Annotated in this window: 22 protein-coding genes and 1 riboswitch; of the genes, 16 read left to right on the top strand and 6 right to left on the bottom strand. The window is 42.8% G+C overall.

Annotation, left to right across the window (positions count from 1 at the left end):
• Positions 1 to 54 precede the first annotated feature (54 nt).
• The 3 genes from HT722_RS01205 to rnhC all read right to left on the bottom strand — a co-directional run bounded on the left by HT722_RS01205 (position 55) and on the right by rnhC (position 4,164).
• Positions 55 to 2,421 (bottom strand): ATP-dependent RecD-like DNA helicase, encoded by a 2,367-nt coding sequence (locus HT722_RS01205; RefSeq protein ID WP_173277063.1) that lies wholly within the window; start codon positions 2,419 to 2,421, stop codon positions 55 to 57.
• Between the two features lie 243 nt (positions 2,422 to 2,664).
• Complete coding sequence (gene lepB / locus HT722_RS01200) at positions 2,665 to 3,279, bottom strand: signal peptidase I (RefSeq protein ID WP_001083986.1); 615 nt, start codon at positions 3,277 to 3,279, stop codon at positions 2,665 to 2,667.
• A 3-nt stretch (positions 3,280 to 3,282) separates the two neighbouring features.
• Positions 3,283 to 4,164, bottom strand: a complete 882-nt coding sequence (gene rnhC, locus HT722_RS01195; protein ID WP_173277062.1) for a ribonuclease HIII — start codon at positions 4,162 to 4,164, stop codon at positions 3,283 to 3,285.
• A gap of 86 nt (positions 4,165 to 4,250) precedes the next feature.
• Between rnhC and zapA the strand changes: the two genes are divergently transcribed.
• The 6 genes from zapA (at position 4,251) to HT722_RS01165 (ending at position 11,179) form a co-directional block, all read left to right on the top strand.
• Positions 4,251 to 4,553, top strand: a complete 303-nt coding sequence (gene zapA / locus HT722_RS01190; protein ID WP_000002019.1) for a cell division protein ZapA — start codon at positions 4,251 to 4,253, stop codon at positions 4,551 to 4,553.
• Positions 4,550 to 5,098, top strand: coding sequence for a CvpA family protein (locus tag HT722_RS01185; protein ID WP_000624513.1), 549 nt, complete (start codon positions 4,550 to 4,552; stop codon positions 5,096 to 5,098). The genes zapA and HT722_RS01185 overlap by 4 nt, the downstream gene beginning before the upstream one ends.
• 197 nt (positions 5,099 to 5,295) lie before the next feature.
• Positions 5,296 to 7,632, top strand: coding sequence for an endonuclease MutS2 (locus HT722_RS01180; protein WP_173277061.1), 2,337 nt, complete (start codon positions 5,296 to 5,298; stop codon positions 7,630 to 7,632).
• A 165-nt stretch (positions 7,633 to 7,797) separates the two neighbouring features.
• Positions 7,798 to 7,886, top strand: a riboswitch (glycine riboswitch).
• A 90-nt stretch (positions 7,887 to 7,976) separates the two neighbouring features.
• Entirely contained in the window at positions 7,977 to 9,299 is a 1,323-nt protein-coding gene (locus HT722_RS01175) for a sodium:alanine symporter family protein (RefSeq protein ID WP_050223065.1), read from the top strand.
• 323 nt (positions 9,300 to 9,622) lie between these two features.
• Entirely contained in the window at positions 9,623 to 10,171 is a 549-nt protein-coding gene (locus HT722_RS01170; protein WP_173277060.1) for a carboxymuconolactone decarboxylase family protein, read from the top strand.
• A gap of 108 nt (positions 10,172 to 10,279) precedes the next feature.
• A complete protein-coding gene (locus tag HT722_RS01165) occupies positions 10,280 to 11,179 on the top strand; it encodes a TDT family transporter (RefSeq protein ID WP_050223067.1) in 900 nt (299 codons plus the stop codon).
• A 24-nt stretch (positions 11,180 to 11,203) separates the two neighbouring features.
• Here the strand turns inward: HT722_RS01165 and serS are convergent, their stop codons facing one another.
• The 3 genes from serS to HT722_RS01150 form a co-directional block, all read right to left on the bottom strand.
• Entirely contained in the window at positions 11,204 to 12,478 is a 1,275-nt protein-coding gene (serS, locus tag HT722_RS01160) for a serine--tRNA ligase (protein WP_173277059.1), read from the bottom strand.
• A 213-nt stretch (positions 12,479 to 12,691) separates the two neighbouring features.
• Positions 12,692 to 13,063, bottom strand: coding sequence for a DUF956 family protein (locus HT722_RS01155; protein WP_020901044.1), 372 nt, complete (start codon positions 13,061 to 13,063; stop codon positions 12,692 to 12,694).
• Between the two features lie 2 nt (positions 13,064 to 13,065).
• Positions 13,066 to 14,430 (bottom strand): aspartate kinase, encoded by a 1,365-nt coding sequence (locus HT722_RS01150; protein WP_173277058.1) that lies wholly within the window; start codon positions 14,428 to 14,430, stop codon positions 13,066 to 13,068.
• A gap of 209 nt (positions 14,431 to 14,639) precedes the next feature.
• Here HT722_RS01150 and HT722_RS01145 point away from each other — a divergent pair, with 209 nt between their 5' ends.
• From HT722_RS01145 to fabZ, 10 genes are all read left to right on the top strand, one after another.
• Positions 14,640 to 15,425 (top strand): enoyl-CoA hydratase, encoded by a 786-nt coding sequence (locus HT722_RS01145; RefSeq protein ID WP_173277057.1) that lies wholly within the window; start codon positions 14,640 to 14,642, stop codon positions 15,423 to 15,425.
• Between the two features lie 93 nt (positions 15,426 to 15,518).
• On the top strand, positions 15,519 to 15,953 hold the full coding sequence (locus HT722_RS01140) for a MarR family transcriptional regulator (protein WP_081529526.1): 435 nt from the start codon (positions 15,519 to 15,521) through the stop codon (positions 15,951 to 15,953).
• The gene (locus HT722_RS01135; RefSeq protein ID WP_173277056.1) at positions 15,953 to 16,927 is read left to right on the top strand and encodes a beta-ketoacyl-ACP synthase III; all 975 of its coding nucleotides are present in this window, start codon (positions 15,953 to 15,955) and stop codon (positions 16,925 to 16,927) included. The genes HT722_RS01140 and HT722_RS01135 overlap by 1 nt, the downstream gene beginning before the upstream one ends.
• Positions 16,928 to 16,985: 58 nt before the next feature.
• Positions 16,986 to 17,210, top strand: coding sequence for an acyl carrier protein (locus HT722_RS01130; RefSeq protein WP_000257838.1), 225 nt, complete (start codon positions 16,986 to 16,988; stop codon positions 17,208 to 17,210).
• Positions 17,211 to 17,433: 223 nt separating this feature from the next.
• Positions 17,434 to 18,408: an enoyl-[acyl-carrier-protein] reductase FabK gene (fabK, locus tag HT722_RS01125; RefSeq protein ID WP_173277055.1), complete on the top strand. Its 975-nt coding sequence runs from the start codon at positions 17,434 to 17,436 to the stop codon at positions 18,406 to 18,408.
• Positions 18,401 to 19,324 carry an ACP S-malonyltransferase gene (gene fabD / locus HT722_RS01120; RefSeq protein ID WP_173277054.1) on the top strand — a complete coding sequence of 308 codons (924 nt, stop codon included), beginning with the start codon at positions 18,401 to 18,403 and terminating at the stop codon, positions 19,322 to 19,324. The genes fabK and fabD overlap by 8 nt, the downstream gene beginning before the upstream one ends.
• Positions 19,325 to 19,364: 40 nt before the next feature.
• Positions 19,365 to 20,096 (top strand): 3-oxoacyl-[acyl-carrier-protein] reductase, encoded by a 732-nt coding sequence (gene fabG / locus HT722_RS01115; RefSeq protein ID WP_173277053.1) that lies wholly within the window; start codon positions 19,365 to 19,367, stop codon positions 20,094 to 20,096.
• A gap of 21 nt (positions 20,097 to 20,117) precedes the next feature.
• Positions 20,118 to 21,353 (top strand): beta-ketoacyl-ACP synthase II, encoded by a 1,236-nt coding sequence (gene fabF, locus HT722_RS01110; RefSeq protein WP_173277052.1) that lies wholly within the window; start codon positions 20,118 to 20,120, stop codon positions 21,351 to 21,353.
• Positions 21,354 to 21,355: 2 nt separating this feature from the next.
• Positions 21,356 to 21,841: an acetyl-CoA carboxylase biotin carboxyl carrier protein gene (gene accB / locus HT722_RS01105; protein WP_173277051.1), complete on the top strand. Its 486-nt coding sequence runs from the start codon at positions 21,356 to 21,358 to the stop codon at positions 21,839 to 21,841.
• Positions 21,838 to 22,260, top strand: coding sequence for a 3-hydroxyacyl-ACP dehydratase FabZ (gene fabZ, locus HT722_RS01100; protein WP_000565515.1), 423 nt, complete (start codon positions 21,838 to 21,840; stop codon positions 22,258 to 22,260). The genes accB and fabZ overlap by 4 nt, the downstream gene beginning before the upstream one ends.
• The last annotated feature ends 4 nt before the right edge of the window (positions 22,261 to 22,264 follow it).

Genomic DNA, 22,264 nt, shown 5'->3' with positions numbered 1-22,264 from the left:
CATTGAGTATTAATAAACAAAAATCCCACCTAAATTGGTGGGTTTTCTGATGCACTATTTTCCAAAAATCTCTTTGAGGTCTGCGTCTGTAATCCCAATCATGGCTGGGATACTGTCCCAGTTTTCTTCGGTCAAGATGTAGGATTGTTCGGAGGTACTTGATGTGACTGTTTCAGAGATAGCTGGTTGCTTTTCTTCAACATTCTCCAATAAATCACTGAAGCGTTCAATCAGATAGGTTTTTCGGGCAGTTCCGATGTGCTGGGTAGCATAGTCGAAGGCCTGTAATTCACCTAGTAAGATAAGCTTGCTTTTGGCGCGTGTAATGGCTGTATAGATGAGATTGCGCTCCAGCATACGCCTACTAGCACTAGTGATAGGCAGGATGACAACAGGGAACTCACTTCCCTGAGACTTATGAATACTCATGGCATAGGCTAGGCGAATCTTATACCATTCGTTACGGGGGTAAGAGACTTCATTACCGTCAAAATCAATGACAATCTCGTCTTGTTTCGACTCGGTGTATTTACCAGGGATCAGATCTGTGATAGCTCCCAAATCTCCGTTAAAGACATTGATTTCAGCATCGTTGACCAAGTGAATGACCTTGTCTCCCTTGCGATAGTGGCACTGGGGAGCTTCAAAACTAAGTTGGTCTTTTTGTGGTGGATTGAGCAGATCTTGCATGAGTTGGTTGATGGCATCAATCCCTGCAGTCCCTCGGTACATGGGAGCCAGAACTTGGATATCACGGGCAGGAATGCCACTTCTGAGGGCAGCGCCTAAGATCTTTTCAATGGTGGCAGGAATATGGCCACTAGCGATTTCAAAGTAGGAACGGTCAGCTTTTTTCTGGGTGAAATCAGCTGGCAAGATGCCCTGTCGAATCTGACTAGCTAGGGTGACGATAGTTGATTCTTCGCTTTGCCGGTAAATTTTTTCCAAGCGTGTCTGAGGAATCAAAGGAATATGAAGCAGATCCGCTAGAACCTGTCCAGGACTGACAGAAGGCAACTGGTCGCTGTCACCTACGATGAGAATTTTACTGTTAGAAGAGATGTTGGAGAAGAGTTGATTTGCCAGCCAAGTATCCACCATAGAAAATTCATCTACGATGATAAAGTCGGCATCCAGATAATCTTCCAGATGACTGGTATCATCGTCACCTGTCATTCCCAAGTGACGATGTATGGTCGCACTTGGCAAGCCTGTTAATTCATTCATGCGGCGAGCAGCTCGACCAGTTGGAGCAGCAAGAAGAATAGGCAGATTACTTTTTTTTCTGAGGTTAAGTCCTTCTAAAAGGGCATAAACAGCGATGATCCCATTGATAACAGTTGTCTTACCAGTACCAGGTCCACCTGTCAGGATAAAGACCTTATTCTGGATAGCATCACAGATAGCTTGTTTTTGAATGTTATCATACTCAATCTCCAGATCTTCTTCGACAGTAGCGATATGTTTTTGAATGGTTTCTAAATCATGACTCTTCTGTTTTCCTTTTTCAAGGATACGAACCAAGTGACTGCGGATACCTTCCTCAGCGAAAAAGAGGCTGTTGTCAAAAATCTTGGTATCAATCTGCTGAACCTTGTCTTCTTCAATCAGGTAGGAGAGTTCTTGAGCTACTTGGCTGGGATCCAGTTCCACGGGGCGAGAAGATTCAAGGAGAGTAAGGGTTTGTTCTAGCAAATCCCGTGCTTCAACATAGGTGTCCCCTGTTTCCATACAGGCCTGAAAAAGACTATGAACTAGACCGGCACGGAAGCGCTCAGGAGCCTGACTTTCGATGCCTAGTTCTTCCGCTAATTGGTCAGCAATAGTAAATCCCAAACCCTTGATATCCTCGACCAACTGGTAGGGATAATTTTCAACCACATCAAGAGTTTCTTCCTTGTAAAAGTCTTGAATTTGAAAGGCCAGTTTATTGGGAATGCCGTAGTTGGCTAGCTTTGCCAAAACCATCTCCGTTCCGTAGTTGAGACGGAGAGTGGAGACGAAAGCCTCGCGATTTTTGGCAGAGAGTCCTGCGATGCATTCTAACTTTTCTGGGTGTTGCAAAATTTCGTCAATGGTATTGTCGCCATAGGTATCCACAATTTTCTGAGCTGTCTTGAGACCGATCCCCTTGAAATGGCTACTTGAAAAGTACTTAACCAATCCCTTACTAGTTGGTTTTGCACGTTCATAACGGCTGATTTGCAGTTGTTCCCCATACTTGGAGTGCTGGACAATTTGTCCCCAAAACGTATAGTCTTCTCCCTCAATTACATCAGCCATAGTGCCAGTGACAATGATTTCAAAATCATCAAAATCCTCTGCGTCTGTATCGTCGATTTCTAGGAGGAGGATACGATAAAAATTGCTGGGATTTTCAAAAATAATCCGTTCAATGGTTCCTGAAAAATAAACTTCCATAAAATTCCTTTGCATGAATAGGTGAGAGTTAATACTCTTCGAAAATCTCTTCAAACCACGTCAGCTTCCATCTGCAACCTCAAAACACTGTTTTGAGCAACCTGCGGCTAGCTTCCTAGTTTGCTCTTTGATTTTCATTGAGTATAACTTTGTTTCTATCTTAATCAAACTGGATAGTGAATAATCATCTTCTCACGATAGAAGAAGAGGCTGAGATTGGTGATTCTCGGCCTCTTAGGTCTCTTAAAATGTTCCGATACGGGTGATTGGCCAGAAGCGGAATTTAGCTTCCCCTGTGATATCTTTTGCTTTGAAGGTACCTACATGGCGGCTGTCACTCGAAACCAAGCGGTCATCTCCGAGGAGAAGGTATTCTCCTTCTGGAACAGTAAAGCTAAAGTTGGTGTTATAGTTGACATCAACTGTGAAGGCTTGGGCTTTTTGAGCAATACTTCTAAAGAAAGTTCCTTTATTTCCTTCAAATCCCTTGCCTGAGTAAGTGCTTTGGAGTTTGTCATCCTTGAAACGTTTGATGTAGTCAGCTAGGTAAGGTTCGTCCGTTTCTTTATCATTGATGTAAAGTTTATCATTTTCGTAACGGATGGTGTCACCAGGCATTCCGATGACACGTTTGACGATGTCCTTATTACCATCTTCCTCATGGGCCACCACGATATCAAAACGGTCAATAGGGAGGTGCTTGACGACAAAGAGGATTTCGCCATCCGCTAGGGTAGGATCCATGGAATGGCCTTCTACGCGGACATTACTCCAAAAAAAGATACGGCTCAAAGCTAGTAATGACAGAATCAGGAGGAACAATCCCCACTCTTTTAGGAAATTTTTAAATGAATTCATAATTTACCTTTCTAAGCGTTTTTTCGCTTTTTCAGTATTTTTAAAGTGCAGTTTGGCGCAGAAATTGAGTCCCTTCATGCCATAGGCTTGTAAAATCTGGCTAGCCACCTTATCAGAAGCCGTTCCAGCTCCACTTGGAAGTTGATAACCCAGTTCTCGTCCTAAATTTTCAAGATTTTCCAGAAAGAGATCACGCGCAATGATAGAAGAAACTGCGACAGCCAAGTATTTTCCCTCAGCCTTTTCTTCTAAGCTGATAGGATTGCTGAAACGATTGGCCTCTTGTGCCAAGTACTTGTCATAATTTTTAGCACTGGTAAAGGCATCAATCACAATTTTCTCGGGCTGGATGCCTTTTTGAAGAAGGAGATAGATAGCCTGATTATGGAGGGCTACCTTAACCGAAACAGCGTTGTAGCGGTCTCCGATGACCTCGTTGTACTTGCTTGGTGAGAGAAGCAGTGTCTGGTGCTGGATTTTTTCTTTGAGGATAGGGGCAATCTGACGAATCTTTTGGTCGGTCAGAGTTTTAGAATCCCCCACACCGAGTTTTCGCAAGAAGGCATGCTGGTCAGGTGTGACAAAGGAAGCCACAACTGCAAGTCCACCAAAGTAGGAACCATTTCCAACCTCATCCGTCCCAATCAAAGGGAAATTTTGTCCGCTGGTTTTCTCTACCATTTGATAGCCAAAGAAACTAGCATATTTCTCAGCCCATTCACCCTGAAGCAAGACCTTTCCAGAAGTATAGATAGAAGCCGTTGCTTGAGGCAGTCGCAAAAAGTAGCGGATATAGGGATTCTTACTGGGAGCCAGACTGGTTTGATAGTGTTCAAGAAAAGCCTGAATCTCCTTTTCGCTTGGTGTGAGTGTTATACTTGCCATAGTTTCTATTGTACCATAAAAGCAGGCAAATTTGTAAAAACTGACAAAATTAGCGAATTTTGGTATAATATCGTGAGGTGAATTTTATGGCAAATCTAAATCGATTCAAATTTACATTCGGGAAAAAATCATTAACCTTGACAAGCGAGCATGATAATCTCTTTATGGAGGAAATCGCTAAGGTTGCGACAGAAAAATACCAAGCAATTAAAGAACAAATGCCTAGTGCAGATGATGAAACAATCGCTCTTTTGTTGGCAGTCAACTGTTTGTCAACTCAGCTCAGCCGTGAGATTGAATTTGATGATAAGGAGCAAGAATTAGAAGAACTCCGTCACAAACTTGTGACTTGCAAGCAAGAACAGAGCAAGATTGAGGATTCCTTATGATTTCACTCCTTCTTCTATTGGTCTTGGCTTGGGGATTTTATATCGGCTATCGGAGAGGCCTGCTCTTACAGGTTTATTACCTGATTTCAGCCATGGCTTCGGCTTTTGTGGCTGGCCAGTTTTATAAGGGACTTGGAGAGCAATTTCATTTGCTCCTCCCTTATGCAAATCCGCAGGAAGGTCAGGGGACTTTCTTTTTCCCATCGGATCAACTCTTTCAGTTAGATAAGGTCTTTTATGCAGGTATCGGCTACTTGCTTGTATTTGGGATTGTCTATAGCATCGGTCGTTTGCTTGGTCTCCTATTACACTTGATTCCTAGTAAAAAACTGGGTGGCAAGTTGTTCCAAGTTTCAGCAGGTATCTTGTCCATGTTGGTAACCTTATTTGTCTTGCAAATGGCCTTGACCATCTTGGCGACCATCCCCATGGCAGCTATACAAAATCCTCTTGAAAAGAGTATCGTCGCAAAACATATCATCCAGAGCATACCAGTAACAACCAGTTGGCTCAAACAAATCTGGGTGACAAATTTAATCGGATAAAAAGGGCAGGAGTTTTCCTAGCCCTTTGTTTACAGATTTGACTGAATGTAAAAAGTTACTACACCTAATACTCAATGAAAATCAAAGAGCAAACTAGGAAGCTAGCCGCAGGCTGTACTTGAGTACGGTAAGGCGACGCTGACGTGGTTTGAAGAGATTTTCGAAGAGTATAGACATTCAAAGACAAGGAAATAACGATGAATAAGAAAATATTAGAAACATTAGAGTTCAATAAGGTCAAGGCCTTGTTTGAACCCCATTTGGTGACCGAACAGGGCTTGGAGCAATTGAGACAGCTGGCTCCGACTGCCAAAGCAGATAAAATCAAACAGGCTTTTGCTGAGATGAAGGAAATGCAGGCTCTTTTTGTTGAGCAACCGCATTTTACTATTCTAGCAATTAAGGAAATCGCAGGAGTCTGCAAGCGGTTGGAGATGGGGGCGGACCTCAATATCGAGGAGTTCCTCCTCTTGAAGCGTGTACTTCTTGCCAGCCGAGAACTGCAAAGTTTTTATGCCAATCTGGAAAATGTCAGCTTGGAAGAATTAGCCCTTTGGTTTGAGAAATTACATGATTTTCCGCAATTACAAGGAAATCTCCAAGCCTTTAATGATGCAGGTTTCATTGAAAATTTTGCCAGTGAAGAATTGGCGCGCATCCGTCGAAAAATCCATGATAGCGAGAGTCAGGTACGCGATGTTTTACAAGACTTGCTCAAGCAAAAAGCACAGATGTTGACAGAAGGGATTGTTGCCAGTAGAAATGGCCGTCAGGTTTTACCAGTCAAAAACACCTACCGCAATAAAATTGCAGGTGTCGTTCATGATATTTCTGCTAGTGGAAATACCGTCTATATCGAACCCCGTGAGGTGGTCAAACTGAGCGAAGAAATCGCTAGTCTGCGAGCAGATGAGCGTTATGAAATGCTTCGAATTCTCCAAGAAATCTCGGAGCGTGTTCGCCCTCATACGGCTGAGATTGCCAATGATGCTTGGATTATCGGTCATCTGGACTTGATTCGTGCCAAGGTTCGCTTTATCCAAGAAAGACAAGCGGTCGTTCCTCAGCTGTCAGAAAATCAAGAGATTCAACTGCTCCATGTATGTCATCCTCTGGTCAAAAATGCCGTCGCAAATGATGTCCATTTTGGTCAAGATTTAACAGCCATTGTCATTACAGGTCCCAATACAGGTGGGAAGACCATCATGCTCAAAACTCTGGGTTTGACACAGGTTATGGCCCAGTCCGGTTTGCCGATTTTGGCAGATAAGGGAAGCCGTGTTGGTATTTTTGAAGAAATCTTTGCCGATATTGGCGATGAGCAATCTATTGAGCAGAGCTTGTCTACCTTCTCTAGCCACATGACCAATATTGTGGACATTCTTGGCAAGGTCAATCAACATTCACTCTTACTCTTGGATGAGTTAGGAGCTGGTACAGATCCTCAAGAGGGAGCAGCCCTCGCCATGGCTATTCTGGAGGACCTTCGCCTGCGTCAGGTCAAGACCATGGCGACTACCCACTATCCAGAACTCAAGGCCTACGGTATTGAGACAGCCTTTGTGCAAAATGCCAGCATGGAGTTTGATACTGCAACTCTACGCCCGACCTATCGCTTTATGCAGGGAGTTCCTGGCCGAAGCAATGCCTTTGAAATCGCTAAACGTTTAGGTCTCTCTGAAGTTATCGTAGGGGATGCCAGTCAGCAGGTTGATCAGGACAATGATGTCAATCGGATTATTGAGCAACTGGAAGAGCAGACGCTGGAAAGTCGTAAACGCTTGGACAATATCCGTGAGGTGGAGCAAGAAAATCTCAAGATGAACCGTGCTCTAAAAAAACTTTACAACGAGCTCAATCGTGAAAAGGAAACCGAGCTTAACAAGGCGCGTGAACAGGCTGCTGAGATTGTGGACATGGCTCTAAGTGAGAGTGACCAGATTCTCAAAAATCTCCACAGCAAATCCCAACTCAAGCCCCACGAAATCATTGAAGCCAAGGCCAAGCTGAAAAAATTAGCTCCTGAAAAAGTGGACTTGTCTAAAAACAAGGTCCTTCAAAAGGCCAAGAAAAAACGAGCTCCAAAGGTGGGAGATGATATCGTTGTTCTCAGTTATGGACAGCGTGGTACCTTGACCAGTCAACTCAAGGATGGCCGCTGGGAAGCCCAAGTTGGCTTGATTAAGATGACCTTGGAAGAGAAAGAGTTTGACCTTGTTCAAGCCCAGCAAGAAAAACCAGTCAAGAAGAAACAGGTCAATGTCGTGAAACGAACTTCTGGTCGTGGCCCACAAGCCAGACTGGATCTTCGAGGCAAGCGCTATGAAGAAGCCATGAATGAGCTAGATGCCTTTATCGACCAAGCCTTGCTTAACAATATGGCCCAAGTCGATATCATCCATGGTATCGGAACAGGTGTCATCCGTGAAGGAGTTACCAAATACTTGCAAAGAAACAAACATGTCAAGAGTTTCGGCTATGCCCCACAAAATGCTGGAGGCAGTGGTGCAACTATTGTGACTTTTAAAGGATAAGAAATATTTCGGAATTTATAAAGTAAAAAACTGTTGAACTAATTTTTACTAATAAACACATTGACAAAAGCCAACATTTTTTGTAAAATTAGAATCAATTAAATACCAACACCGAATGAAGTTTAATAGAAGTGGGGAATCGTTTGATTTTCCATGACTGTAAATGGACGGAACTCTGGAGAGACCGTAAAGGCACCGAAGGGGCAAGGCAGGCAACTGCTCAAACTCTCAGGTAAAAGGACAGAGCTAGGATAGACCGCTTTTTAGCATTTATCTAAGCATTCCAGAGTACATGTATCTTACATGTGCTCTTTCTTTTGGGGTTGAAAAGATAGGAGAAGGAAATGTTAGAATTGCTTAAATCAATTGATGCTTTTGCTTGGGGACCGCCCCTCTTGATTTTATTAGTCGGAACAGGGATTTACCTAACTATTCGGCTAGGACTCTTGCAGGTTTTGCGTCTGCCCAAGGCCTTTCAGCTTATTTTTATCCAGGATAAGGGACATGGTGATGTATCCAGTTTTGCAGCTCTGTGTACAGCCTTGGCATCAACCGTTGGGACAGGGAATATCATAGGAGTTGCGACGGCTATCAAGGTTGGTGGACCAGGAGCCCTCTTTTGGATGTGGATGGCGGCTTTCTTTGGAATGGCTACCAAGTATGCGGAAGGACTCTTGGCCATCAAATACCGCACCAAGGACGACCATGGTGCAGTAGCGGGAGGTCCCATGCATTATATCCTTCTAGGAATGGGAGAGAAGTGGCGACCACTTGCTGTTTTGTTTGCAGTAGCGGGAGTATTGGTTGCTCTCTTGGGAATCGGAACCTTCACTCAAGTCAACTCGATTACAGAATCTATCCAAAATACAACGGCTATTTCGCCAGCCATCACCGCTCTCGTTTTGTCTGTCTTTGTAGCGATTGCTGTCTTTGGTGGACTCAAGTCCATTTCTAAGGTTTCAACAACCGTAGTTCCTTTTATGGCCATCATCTATATTTTGGGAACTCTTACAGTTATTTTCTTTAATATTGGGAAAATCCCTGCCACAATCGCTTTAGTCTTTACCTCAGCTTTTAGTCCCCTTGCTGCGGTAGGTGGATTTGCTGGTGCTAGCGTTCGGATGGCTATTCAAAATGGTGTGGCGCGTGGTGTCTTCTCAAACGAATCTGGTCTGGGTTCTGCTCCTATTGCAGCTGCAGCTGCCAAGACAAATGAACCAGTAGAGCAAGGTTTGATTTCCATGACAGGGACTTTTATTGACACCCTCATTATCTGTACTCTGACTGGTTTAACCATCTTGGTAACTGGTGTTTGGAGTGGTGACTTGAATGGAGTGGCTTTGACTCAGTCAGCCTTCTCAACAGTCTTTTCACACTTTGGACCTGCCCTCTTGACCATCTTCCTTGTACTCTTTGCCTTTACAACGATTCTAGGTTGGAACTATTACGGAGAACGTTGTTTCGAGTTCCTCTTTGGGGTTCGCTTTATCTGGCTCTACCGTGTAGTCTTTGTGCTCATGGTCTTGCTGGGAGGATTTATCGAGTTGGATATGGTTTGGATTATCGCAGATATCGTCAATGCTTTGATGGCTCTGCCAAACTTGATTGCCCTCTTGGTCTTGTCGCCAGTCGTTATTGCTGAAACTAAAAAGTATTTTGATAAATAATGGAATCACACAGCTCGTGTGATTTTTTTGCCTATAAATGATTTTTATCAAGCTGATATATAATATATATTATGCAAGTGATTGGAAGTGTGATAAACTAATATTCAATGAAAATCAAAGAGCAAACTAGGAAGCTAGCTGCAAGCTGTACTTGAGTACGGTAAGGCGACGCTGACGCGGTTTGAATTTGATTTTCGAAGAGTATAATATACAACGAAAATCTTATGAGAGGAATAAACCTTTATCTTAAATAAACTTAGGAATCAGGATTTTATAAGATTTTCCAATAATATTAGTGTCAATAACAAGAAAAGAGGTATCTTATGACAACATTTACAATCCATACAGTAGAATCAGCACCAGCAGAAGTGAAAGAAGTTCTTGAGACAGTAGAAAAAGACAACAATGGCTATATTCCCAACCTAATCGGTCTCTTGGCCAATGCACCGACTGCTTTAGAAGCCTACCGAACCGTCGCATCTATCAACCGTCGCAACAGCCTGACACCCGTTGAGCGTGAAGTGGTGCAAATCACGGCAGCCGTGACAAATGGTTGTGCCTTCTGCGTCGCAGGTCATACAGCTTTTTCCATCAAACAAATCCAGATGAATGATGACTTGATTCAAGCTCTTCGCAATCGTACTCCAATTGAAACAGATCCTAAATTGGACACTCTGGCTAAGTTTACCTTGGCAGTTATCAATACCAAGGGTCGTGTAGGAGATGAAGCCTTAGCTGAGTTTTTAGAAGTTGGCTACACCCAACAAAATGCCTTGGATGTAGTTCTCGGTGTCAGCCTAGCAAGCCTCTGTAACTATGCCAACAACCTAGCCAATACCCCAATTAACCCAGAATTGCAACCTTATGCTTAATTCATATCTGAGTAAAATGAAGTCTGAAATAATCGGACTTCGTTTTTTAATCCCTCATTTAAGCGCTTTTATGATATACTGAAACTAACATGATTATTGGAGGTTAGGATGAAAAAACTCCCCTTAGTATTTTCTGGTTGTTTGCTAGGTTTGGCAGGAGCTGGAAATCTTATTTTAGATACGTTGCCGATTCTATCCCATCTGTTGAGTCTGACAGGTTTGATTTTGTGGATGTATTTTCTGATTCTACATCTCTTTAATTGGAAGGAAACTAAGAAAGAATTGACCAAGCCCCCTCTTTTGTCAGGGATGGCGACCTTACCCATGGCTGGGATGATTTTATCGACCTATGTCTTTCGCGTCTTCCCTCATCTTCCTTTGGTTGCGCAAGGGCTCTGGTGGTTTTCATTTCTCTTGGATTTGGCCTTGATTGCTGGTTTCACCATCAAGTTTGCTTGTCCGGGCCGGAGGGTTCAGGCAACTCCAAGCTGGACTGTTCTCTATGTGGGGATAGCAGTGGCAGCCTTGACTTATCCTCTGGTAGGCATCATCGAGATTGCCTATGCAACCTTGAGTTTTGGTTTTCTTCTTACCTTCTATCTCTATCCCCTTATTTATAGCGATTTAAAGAAACAACCACTCCCCGTAGCCTTGCTTGGACAAGAAGGAATCTACTGTGCTCCTTTCTCTCTACTCTTGGCTTCCCTAGTTCGAGTTGGAGGATCCAGCCTACCGACTTGGGTCTTGATTGTCATGATCTTGGCTTCCCAATCCTTCTTTTTCTTTGTTTTGAGTCGCTTGCCCAACATTTTAAAACAAGGCTTTCAACCAGCCTTTTCAGCCCTCACCTTCCCAACCATTATCACAGCTACTTCGCTTAAGATGGCTCAGGGAATCTTGAAACTTCCATTTTTGGATTATTTGGTAGTGGCTGAAACTGATATTTGCCTAATTATTTTGCTCTTTGTATTAGGCGCTTATCTGAATTGGTTACGAAAAAAGGTCTAGCTAGAAATAGCTAAACCTTATTTTTTATGGTTTGATAACTTCAGCTCCACCCATGTATGGACGAAGAACTTCTGGGATGGTCACAGATCCATCTTCATTTTGATAGTTTTCAAGAATAGCAGCTACTGTACGTCCAACTGCAAGTCCAGAACCGTTCAAGGTGTGAAGCAATTTCACCTTGCCATCTGCTTCATCGCGATAACGGATTTGGGCACGACGGGCTTGGAAATCTTCTGTGTTTGAACAACTTGAGATTTCACGGTAATTGTTTTGCGCTGGAATCCAAACTTCCAAGTCGTAAGTTTTCGCAGCTGAGAAGCCCATATCTCCAGTAGAGAGCGCAACGACACGGTATGGAAGGTTGAGTTTTTGAAGAATGTTTTCAGCGTTGGCTGTCATTTTTTCCAATTCTTCATAAGATTCTTCTGGTTTGGCAAATTTGACCATTTCAACCTTGTGGAATTGGTGCAAACGGATCAAGCCACGTGTATCACGACCAGCAGAACCAGCCTCAGAACGGAATGATGGGCTCATAGCAGTGAAGTAGATTGGCAGGTCTTTACCATCAAGGATTTCATCACGGTAGTAGTTTGTTAGAGGAACTTCAGCTGTAGGAATAAGGACATAATTGCTGTCACTGAGTTCAAAAGTATCTTCCTTGAATTTTGGATATTGACCAGTACCAAACATAGAGTCATGGTTAACCATATAAGGTGTGATGACTTCAGTATAGCCTTCTTTTCCATGTTCATCCAACATAAAGTTGTAGATAGCACGTTCCAAACGAGCACCGAGGCCTTTATAGAAGAGGAAGCGAGCGCCTGTTACCTTACCACCGCGTTCCCAATCAAGGATACCAAGCTCTTCACCAAGATCCCAGTGAGCTTTTGGCTCAAAGTCAAACTCGCGTGGAGTCCCCCAACGGCGAACTTCCACATTGTCGTCTTCGTCCGCCCCAACAGGAACGCTGTCAGCTGGGATATTTGGAAGAGTAGTGGTAAATTCTGTCAATTTAGCATCGATTGCTGCCAATTCAGCATCCAAGGCTTTGACCTCAGCAGATAGAGTTTGCATGGCAGCAATCTTGTCATCTGCATTTTCCTTGTTACGTTTGGCTTGGGCAATCTCAGCAGAAACTGTGTTACGTTCTGCCTTGAGAGTTTCAACCTTGACCAAGATGTCACGACGCTTAGCATCGATTTCTTTCATCTCATTCAAGACAGCAGCATCTACACCACGTGTAGCCAATTTTTCTGCGACAGCATCAAAGTCTGTACGAATACGTTTGATATCTAACATAAGAACTCCTTTATGAAAAAAGCACACCTGACAAAGCGTTGGAGTGGCAGGGCCACGGTTCCATCCAACTTCACAGGTGTGCACTTGATTGTGTATGTAATTGTTACTAACGGTAGAATTTCACCTATCCCTCCTATCTGCTCGCAGCATCCGCAGACTTTCTGAAAGAAGAAGATAACCTACTTATCCGTTGCTATGATTATACTAAAGTTTCTACTTTTTTGCAAATAGATTTTTAAATTTTTGGCTAATTGTCTGAATCAGGGTAGGAAGTTTGACGACCTTGTCATTTCCCAGCTTTTCGCGTGCAATTTTGAGAATAGCACCTGAGTCTTTTGAAGCAAAAAGGAATTTTCCTTTGTCTGTAAAGACTTCGAAGTGGCGACTGATTTTTCGTCCAGTGACATTGGCTCCAATCTGATTGATATGGCTCCAAGGAATCTGGATAAATTGCTCGACATTGACGTCTGGGTAAAATTCTAAGGCCTGATCTCCGACAAGGAATTTCCCAACTTTTCCAGCAATAGAGAGGTAGGAAGTGCCTGTCGTGTTGAGAAGCACTGTTTTATTAAGTGATTGGGCCATGCTTAGTCTTCCTTACTTTCTCCAAAAAAGGCATTGTAGAGGGCTTTGATTGCTGCTTTTTCTTGGTCTTTATTGACAACAAACATGATAGAAACTTCACTAGAACCTTGAGACATCATCTGGATGTTGATCTTGTTTTCAGATAAAGCGCGTGTCGCAGTAGCAGTTACTCCGATATGGCTCTTCATTTTTTCTCCAACAATCATAATGATAGAAAGGTCGTGTTCGATTTCTGCATGGTCTACTTCAGCCTTTTGAACCAACTGACGAAGGATTTCTTCTTCCTTTATAGGAGTTAGTTCGCGAGAACGGAGGATGATTGAAAGATCGTCGATACCTGTTGGCATATGTTCCCAACCGATGTTAAGATCTTCAAGGATTTGCAGGACCTTGCGACCAAATCCAACCTCACGGTTCATGAGGTATTTAGACATATTAATGCTGACAAAACCTGAATCACCAGCAATTCCCACAACTGGAAATTCATCACTACTGTGTTTTAGAACGATACGAGTACCTGGATGGTCAGGGTTGTTGGTATTTTTGATAACAAGGGGGATTTTTCCACGGTAGGCAGGTAGAAGGGCTTCGTCATGAAGGACTGAGAACCCTGCATAGGCCAATTCACGCATTTCACGGTAGGTCAACTCAGGGATCGAGTGTGGTTGGTGAATAATACCAGGGTGGGCTGCAAAGATACCATCAACATCCGTAAAGTTTTCATAGAGGTCAGCCTTAACCCCTGCAGCAATGATAGAACCTGTAATATCAGAGCCTCCACGTGAGAAGGTACAGATTTGATTTTCCTTAGTAACTCCAAAGAAACCAGGAATAACAAGGACTTCATTTGCATTTGTTAATTCTTCAATCTTGTCGTAACTTGATGGAATGATGCGAGCGTGACCAGGCTCACTTGTGACCACAATCCCAGCTTCTCTAGGGTGCACATAGCGTGCATCGATCCCATTTTGATTAAAGTAGGCAGCAATCAATTTAGCATTGTTATTTTCACCCGCTGCTAGGAAGGTATCGTAGAGAAATTCATTTTCTTCGATAGGCAGAGTGGCCAAGGCACGAATGCTTTTAGAAATTTTTTCTAGAATAGCTGGCTTTAGTCCCAATTCGCTAACCATAGCAGCATAGCGGTCGATAATCCAGCTTTGACTCTTGCTAATATCGTTACCAGCAACATAGTCGCGGTAGTATTTAATCAAGGCATCCGTAACCTTAGTATCTTCAGCATTGCGTTTACCAGGCGCAGAAACGACTACAAAACGACGCTCTGAATCGCTTTTGACGATGTTTAAAACTTTTTCTAATTGACTAGCAGAGGCAAGAGAGCTACCTCCAAATTTAACAACCTTCATAAGAACTCCTAAAGTAAGTATTTTATACGATTATAGCAGAAAGAAAGCCTTTTTTCAATGAAGAAAATAAGATGCTTTCTAGGATAAAGCGATTCTTTATAATCGGCTGAGACACTTTCAGTTGATTTTTTCTTGCTTTCTGATTGTAAAAAAGATATACTTTGAAAATAAAATAATTTAAACTGCTTATAAAATAAAAAGGAGTCCAGATGGAATACATTATTTATCAGCTTGAAGAGGATTTGGCAATCCTTACCTTGAATCGTCCTGAGGTCGCGAATGGTTTTCATATTCCTATGTGTGAGGAGATTTTAGAAGCTCTGACTTTGGCAGAAGAGGATCCGGCTGTGCATTTTGTCTTAATCAATGCGAATGGCAAAATCTTCTCTGTTGGGGGAGATTTAGTAGAGATGAAGCGGGCAGTGGATGAGGATGATATTCCATCATTGACGAAAATCGCAGAATTGGTCAATACTATTTCTTATAAAATCAAGCAAATTGCAAAGCCTGTTTTGATGGAGGTTGATGGGGCAGTTGCAGGTGCCGCAGCAAATATGGCTGTTGCGGCAGATTTCTGTCTGGCAACGGATAAGGCTAAATTTATCCAAGCTTTTGTTGGAGTTGGTTTGGCTCCAGATGCAGGTGGGATTCATCTCTTGAGTCGTAGTATTGGTGTGACGCGTGCTGTTCAATTAGCTATGACAGGAGAAGCTTTAACAGCAGACAAAGCTTTAGAATGGGGACTAGTTTACCGCGTCTGTGAAGCTGATAAGTTAGAAAAAACCAGAGAACAGCTTCTTAAAAAATTAAGACGTGGTTCAAGTAATTCCTATGCTGCCATTAAGAAGTTGGTTTGGGAGAGCCAATTTAAAGACTGGCAGGATTATGCTGCTTTAGAACTGAACCTACAGGAATCCTTAGCTCAAACAGAGGATTTCAAAGAGGGAGTTCGGGCTCATTCGGAAAGAAGACGGCCTAAATTTACAGGAAAATAAAAAAATACTTGCATCATTCTTTGAACTTTGATATAATTCTCTTGTCAAATGTTTTGATTGTAAAAGTTTTTTTGAGAAGGAGGGAAAGAAAGATTGGACTACCAACGAATTAATGAATATTTAACATCTATATTTAACAATGTCCTTGTCATTGAGGAAGTGAACTTGAGAGGTAGTCGTTTCAAGGATATCTCCATCAAAGAAATGCATACGATTGATGTGATTGGGAAATTCCCAGACGTGACACCAAGTCAAGTGTCAAAAGAGCTGATGGTGACTCTTGGGACAGTTACGACTAGTTTGAATAATCTCGAACGCAAGGGTTATATTGAACGCATTCGCTCAGAGCAGGATCGTCGTGTGGTTCATCTACATTTGACAAAGAAGGGGCGCTTGGTTCATAGGCTGCATAAACGCTTCCACAAGGCCATGGTTGAAAAAATCATTGATGGTATGAGTAAGGAAGAAATTGATGTTATGAGCAAAGGTTTGACCAATCTTTATCAATTTTTGGAGGATTTGAAATAATGGCTTTTGCAAAAATAAGCCAGGTTGCTCATTATGTGCCAGAGCAAGTGGTTACAAATCACGACTTGGCTCAGATTATGGATACCAATGATGAGTGGATTTCAAGTCGGACGGGAATACGACAAAGGCATATTTCAAGAACAGAATCTACCAGTGATTTGGCTACAGAGGTTGCTAAGAAACTAATGGTAAAAGCTGGAATCACAGGTGAGGAGTTGGATTTTATCATTCTAGCTACCATTACTCCAGATTCGATGATGCCCTCTACAGCTGCTCGTGTCCAAGCTAATATTGGTGCTAATAAGGCCTTTGCTTTTGACCTAACAGCTGCTTGTAGTGGATTTGTATTTGCTCTTTCAACTGCTGAAAAGTTTATCGCTTCTGGTCGCTTTCAAAAAGGCTTGGTGATCGGTAGTGAAACCCTCTCTAAAGCAGTCGATTGGTCGGATCGATCAACAGCTGTTTTGTTTGGAGATGGTGCTGGTGGCGTCTTGTTAGAAGCTAGCGATAAGCAACATTTCCTAGCGGAGAGTCTCAATAGCGATGGTTCACGAAGCGAGTGTCTAACTTATGGACATTCAGGCTTGCATTCTCCGTTTTCAGATCAAGAAAATGCAGATTCATTTTTGAAGATGGATGGGCGCGCAGTCTTTGATTTTGCCATTCGAGATGTAGCCAAGTCTATCAAACAGACTATTGAAGAATCTCCTGTAGAGGCGACAGACTTGGATTATCTGCTACTGCATCAGGCTAATATCCGTATTTTGGATAAGATGGCTAGAAAAATTGGTGTTGACCGAGACAAACTTCCAGCTAATATGATGGAATATGGCAATACCAGTGCAGCCAGTATCCCGATTTTACTTTCAGAGTGTGTAGAACAAGGCCTCATCCGTTTAGATGGTAGCCAGACTGTTCTGCTATCAGGCTTCGGTGGAGGCTTGACCTGGGGCACACTCATTCTTACAATTTAGGTAATCATGTGGTGAACACATTGTTATAAAAAACTATTTATTTTAAAGGAGTCCTATCATGGCAGTATTTGAAAAAGTACAAGAAATTATCGTTGAAGAACTTGGAAAAGACGCATCAGAAGTAACACTTGAATCAACTTTTGATGATTTGGACGCAGATTCATTGGACTTGTTCCAAGTAATCTCAGAAATCGAAGATGCTTTTGATATCCAAATCGAAGCAGAAGATGACTTGAAAACAGTTGGTGACTTGGTTGCCTACGTTGAAGAGCAAACAAAATAATACTCAATGAAAATCAAAGAGCAAACTAGGAAGCTAGCCGCAGGCTGTACTTGAGTACGGCAAGGTGACGCTGACGTGGTTTGAATTTGATTTTCGAAGAGTATAAGCAGAATATAAGATAGAAGGAGTAGGGGAACCCGCTCCCTCTTGTTTAGGCAATAGTTTGATTGTCAAATTATGACGGTATCGAACTATTACGTAAGCAAGAAACGATGGAGGCACTATGAAAACGCGTATTACAGAATTATTGAACATTGATTATCCTATTTTCCAAGGAGGAATGGCCTGGGTTGCTGATGGTGATTTGGCAGGAGCTGTTTCCAAGGCTGGAGGACTAGGCATTATCGGTGGTGGGAATGCACCGAAAGAAGTCGTCAAGGCCAATATTGACAAGATCAAATCGTTGACGGATAAACCCTTCGGTGTCAACATCATGCTCTTGTCTCCCTTTGTGGAAGACATTGTAGACCTCGTTATCGAGGAAGGTGTTAAGGTAGTGACAACAGGCGCAGGAAATCCTGGAAAATACATGGAACGCTTCCATGAAGCTGGGATCACGGTTATTCCAGTTGTACCAAGCGTTGCCCTAGCTAAACGAATGGAAAAAATTGGTGCGGACGCTGTTATCGCAGAAGGAATGGAAGCTGGGGGGCATATCGGTAAATTAACAACCATGACCTTGGTGCGTCAAGTGGCGGCAGCTGTATCTATTCCTGTTATTGCGGCAGGAGGGATTGCGGATGGTGAAGGTGCTGCGGCTGGCTTTATGCTAGGTGCAGAGGCTGTTCAGGTTGGAACTCGTTTTGTCGTTGCAAAAGAGTCTAATGCCCATCCAAATTACAAGGCCAAGATTTTAAAAGCTAGAGATATTGATACTACGATTTCAGCTCAACACTTTGGACATGCTGTTCGTGCAATTAAAAATCAGTTGACTCGTGATTTTGAAAAAGCTGAAAAAGATGCCTTTAAACAAGAAAATCCTGATTTAGAAATTTTTGAACAAATGGGAGCAGGTGCCCTAGCCAAAGCAGTTGTTCACGGTGATGTGGATGGTGGATCTGTTATGGCAGGTCAAATCGCAGGCCTTATTTCCAAAGAAGAAACCGTTGAAGAAATCCTAAAAGATTTGTACTATGGAGCAGCTAAGAAAATTCAAGAAGAAGCCTCTCGTTGGGCAGGAGTTGTAAGAAATGACTAAAACAGCCTTTTTATTTGCTGGTCAAGGTGCCCAGTATCTAGGGATGGGACGGGATCTCTATGATCAGTATCCGATTGTCAAAGAAACGATTGATCAAGCCAGTCAGGTTCTTGGTTATGATTTGCGTCATCTCATCGATACAGAAGAAGAAAAACTCAATCAGACCCGCTATACGCAACCAGCTATTCTAGCGACTTCGGTTGCTATCTACCGTTTATTGCAAGAAAAGGGCTATCAGCCTGATATGGTTGCTGGTTTGTCCCTTGGAGAATATTCTGCCTTGGTGGCCAGTGGCGCCTTGGATTTTGAAGATGCGGTATCCTTGGTCGCTAAGCGTGGAGCATTCATGGAAGAAGCGGCTCCTGCTGGCTCTGGCAAGATGGTGGCTGTTCTCAATACACCAGTAGAGGTCATTGAAGAAGCCTGTCAAAAAGCTTCTGAACTTGGAGTGGTTACCCCAGCCAACTATAATACACCTGCACAAATTGTGATTGGTGGAGAAGTGGTTGCAGTTGACCGAGCTGTTGAACTCTTGCAGGAAGCAGGAGCTAAACGCTTGATTCCTCTCAAGGTTTCAGGTCCCTTTCATACCGCTCTCCTTGAGCCTGCTAGTCAGAAACTAGCTGAAACTCTAGCTCAGGTAAGTTTTTCAGATTTCACTTGTCTCCTAGTCGGCAATACAGAAGCTACAGTTATGAAAAAAGAAGACATTGCTCAACTCTTGACGCGTCAGGTCAAGGAACCAGTTCGTTTTTATGAAAGTATTGCAGTTATGCAAGAAGCAGGAGTAACCAACTTTATCGAGATTGGACCGGGGAAAGTCTTGTCAGGCTTTGTCAAAAAAATTGATAAAACGGCTAAACTAGCTAATGTTGAAGATCAGGCGAGTTTGGAAGCCTTGCTAGAAAACGAGTAATCCCTTCTCCCACAAATATAAGAGGAAACAGGAGAAAAGAATGCAACTAAAAAATAAAAATATCTTTATTACAGGTTCGAGTCGTGGGATTGGTCTTGCCATTGCCCACAAGTTTGCTCAAGCAGGAGCCAACATTGTCTTAAACAGTCGTGGTGCAATTTCAGAAGAATTGCTCGCTGAGTTTTCAGACTACGGTGTCAAGGTGGTTCCCATTTCAGGAGATGTATCAGATTTTGCAGACGCTAAGCGTATGGTTGAGCAAGCTATTGCAGAGCTGGGTTCAGTAGACGTTTTGATCAACAATGCAGGAATTACCCAAGATACCCTGATGCTCAAGATGACAGAAGCAGATTTTGAAAAAGTTCTCAAGGTTAACCTGACTGGCGCTTTTAACATGACACAATCAGTCTTGAAACCGATGATGAAAGCCAGAGAAGGTGCTATCATTAATATGTCTAGTGTTGTTGGTTTGATGGGAAATATCGGTCAAGCTAACTATGCAGCTTCTAAGGCTGGTTTGATTGGTTTTACCAAGTCTGTGGCTCGTGAAGTGGCCAATCGCAATATCAGGGTTAATGCTATCGCACCTGGAATGATTGAGTCCGATATGACAGCTGTCCTATCAGACAAGGTGAAAGATGCCATGCTAGCGCAAATTCCTATGAAAGAATTTGGGCAGGCAGAGCAGGTTGCAGATTTGACAGTATTTTTAGCAGGCCAAGATTATCTAACTGGTCAAGTGGTTGCCATTGATGGTGGCTTAAGTATGTAGCAGAAGCTAGAGGTAAAAAAGATGAAACTAAATCGCGTAGTAGTAACAGGTTATGGAGTAACATCTCCAATCGGAAATACACCAGAAGAATTTTGGAATAGTTTGACAACTGGAAAAATCGGAATTGGTCAAATTACGAAATTTGATCATAGTGACTTTGATGTGCATAATGCAGCAGAAATCCAAGATTTTCCTTTTGATAAATACTTTGTTAAGAAAGATACCAATCGTTTTGATAACTACTCTTTGTATGCCTTGTACGCAGCCCAAGAAGCTGTCAATCACGCTAATCTCGATGTAGAGACTCTTGATAAAGATCGTTTTGGTGTTATTGTGGCCTCTGGTATTGGTGGAATCAAAGAAATTGAGGATCAAGTGCTTCGCCTAAATGACAAAGGACCAAAACGTGTGAAACCATTGACCCTTCCAAAAGCCTTGCCAAATATGGCTTCAGGAAATGTTGCTATGCGTTTTGGAGCAAACGGTGTTTGTAAATCCATCAATACTGCCTGCGCTTCATCAAATGACGCGATTGGTGATGCCTTCCGCTCAATTAAATTTGGTTTCCAAGACATTATGTTGGTAGGTGGTTCAGAAGCCTCTATCACACCTTTTGCTATTGCTGGTTTTCAAGCCCTAACTGCTCTCTCAACTACAGAGGATCCAACTCGTGCTTCTATCCCATTTGATAAGGATCGCAATGGGTTTGTTATGGGTGAAGGTTCAGGGATGTTGGTTCTTGAAAGCCTTGAACACGCTGAAAAACGTGGGGCTACTATCCTTGCTGAAGTGGTTGGTTACGGAAATACCTGTGATGCCTACCATATGACTTCTCCTCATCCAGAAGGTCAAGGAGCTATCAAGGCCATCAAACTAGCCTTGGAAGAAGCTGAGATTTCTCCAGAGCAAGTAGCCTATGTCAATGCTCACGGAACGTCAACTCCTGCTAATGAAAAAGGAGAAAGTGGTGCGATCGTGGCTGTTCTTGGTAAGGAAGTACCTGTATCATCAACCAAATCATTCACAGGACATTTGCTGGGTGCTGCAGGTGCAGTAGAAGCTATCGTCACAATCGAAGCTATGCGTCATAACTTTGTACCAATGACAGCTGGCACAAGCGAAGTATCAGAGTATATTGAAGCCAATGTCGTTTATGGACAAGGCTTGGAGCAAGAAATTCCATACGCTATTTCAAATACTTTTGGTTTTGGTGGCCACAATGCAGTTCTTGCTTTCAAACGTTGGGAGAATAAATAAGTATGAATTTAAACGATATTAAAGACTTGATGGCCCAATTTGACCAGTCAAGTTTGAGAGAATTTTCTTATAAAAATGGGACGGATGAGTTGCAGTTCAGCAAGAATGAAGCGAGACTGGTGTCTGAAGGTGCATCTCAAGTCGCTCCAGCGCCTGTTCTAGCAACACCAAGTCCAGTAGCTCCTTCATCTGCTCCAGCAGAAACTGTAGCAGAAGAGGTTCCAGCTCCAGCTGAAGTAAGTGTGGCTGCTGAGGGAGATCTTGTAGAGAGCCCACTTGTTGGGGTGGCTTACTTGGCTGCTGGTCCAGATAAACCTTCCTTCGTTTCAGTTGGTGATAGTGTCAAAAAAGGTCAAACATTGTTGATCATCGAAGCTATGAAAGTCATGAATGAAATCCCAGCTCCTAAGGATGGTGTGGTAACGGAAATTCTCGTTTCTAACGAAGAAATGGTTGAGTTTGGTAAAGGATTGGTACGTATCAAATGATCGATATTCAAGGAATCAAAGAAGCCCTTCCCCACCGTTATCCTATGCTCCTAGTGGACCGTGTCTTGGAAGTGAGCGAGGATACCATCGTTGCCATCAAAAATGTGACCATCAATGAGCCTTTCTTTAACGGTCATTTTCCTCAATACCCAGTTATGCCAGGTGTTCTGATCATGGAAGCCTTGGCGCAAACAGCTGGTGTCTTGGAGTTGTCAAAACCTGAAAATAAAGGAAAACTGGTCTTTTACGCTGGTATGGATAAGGTTAAGTTCAAGAAGCAAGTTGTACCAGGCGACCAATTAGTTATGACAGCGACTTTTGTAAAACGCCGTGGTACCATTGCCGTGGTTGAAGCAAAGGCTGAAGTGGATGGCAAGCTTGCAGCCAGTGGTACTCTAACCTTTGCAATTGGGAACTAAGGAG

It is taken from the genome of Streptococcus sp. 53 (assembly GCF_013276565.1).
In the GTDB taxonomy this organism is placed as follows: domain Bacteria; phylum Bacillota; class Bacilli; order Lactobacillales; family Streptococcaceae; genus Streptococcus.
This window is presented reverse-complemented; position numbering and strand designations above follow the sequence as displayed.

Coding starts and splice junctions, on each gene's coding strand:
- HT722_RS01205 (WP_173277063.1), bottom strand. CDS start 2,421: ATGGAAGTTTATTTTTCAGGAACCATTGAACGGATTATTTTTGAAAAT.
- lepB (WP_001083986.1), bottom strand. CDS start 3,279: ATGAATTCATTTAAAAATTTCCTAAAAGAGTGGGGATTGTTCCTCCTG.
- rnhC (WP_173277062.1), bottom strand. CDS start 4,164: ATGGCAAGTATAACACTCACACCAAGCGAAAAGGAGATTCAGGCTTTT.
- zapA (WP_000002019.1), top strand. CDS start 4,251: ATGGCAAATCTAAATCGATTCAAATTTACATTCGGGAAAAAATCATTA.
- HT722_RS01185 (WP_000624513.1), top strand. CDS start 4,550: ATGATTTCACTCCTTCTTCTATTGGTCTTGGCTTGGGGATTTTATATC.
- HT722_RS01180 (WP_173277061.1), top strand. CDS start 5,296: ATGAATAAGAAAATATTAGAAACATTAGAGTTCAATAAGGTCAAGGCC.
- HT722_RS01175 (WP_050223065.1), top strand. CDS start 7,977: ATGTTAGAATTGCTTAAATCAATTGATGCTTTTGCTTGGGGACCGCCC.
- HT722_RS01170 (WP_173277060.1), top strand. CDS start 9,623: ATGACAACATTTACAATCCATACAGTAGAATCAGCACCAGCAGAAGTG.
- HT722_RS01165 (WP_050223067.1), top strand. CDS start 10,280: ATGAAAAAACTCCCCTTAGTATTTTCTGGTTGTTTGCTAGGTTTGGCA.
- serS (WP_173277059.1), bottom strand. CDS start 12,478: ATGTTAGATATCAAACGTATTCGTACAGACTTTGATGCTGTCGCAGAA.
- HT722_RS01155 (WP_020901044.1), bottom strand. CDS start 13,063: ATGGCCCAATCACTTAATAAAACAGTGCTTCTCAACACGACAGGCACT.
- HT722_RS01150 (WP_173277058.1), bottom strand. CDS start 14,430: ATGAAGGTTGTTAAATTTGGAGGTAGCTCTCTTGCCTCTGCTAGTCAA.
- HT722_RS01145 (WP_173277057.1), top strand. CDS start 14,640: ATGGAATACATTATTTATCAGCTTGAAGAGGATTTGGCAATCCTTACC.
- HT722_RS01135 (WP_173277056.1), top strand. CDS start 15,953: ATGGCTTTTGCAAAAATAAGCCAGGTTGCTCATTATGTGCCAGAGCAA.
- HT722_RS01130 (WP_000257838.1), top strand. CDS start 16,986: ATGGCAGTATTTGAAAAAGTACAAGAAATTATCGTTGAAGAACTTGGA.
- fabK (WP_173277055.1), top strand. CDS start 17,434: ATGAAAACGCGTATTACAGAATTATTGAACATTGATTATCCTATTTTC.
- fabD (WP_173277054.1), top strand. CDS start 18,401: ATGACTAAAACAGCCTTTTTATTTGCTGGTCAAGGTGCCCAGTATCTA.
- fabG (WP_173277053.1), top strand. CDS start 19,365: ATGCAACTAAAAAATAAAAATATCTTTATTACAGGTTCGAGTCGTGGG.
- fabF (WP_173277052.1), top strand. CDS start 20,118: ATGAAACTAAATCGCGTAGTAGTAACAGGTTATGGAGTAACATCTCCA.
- accB (WP_173277051.1), top strand. CDS start 21,356: ATGAATTTAAACGATATTAAAGACTTGATGGCCCAATTTGACCAGTCA.
- fabZ (WP_000565515.1), top strand. CDS start 21,838: ATGATCGATATTCAAGGAATCAAAGAAGCCCTTCCCCACCGTTATCCT.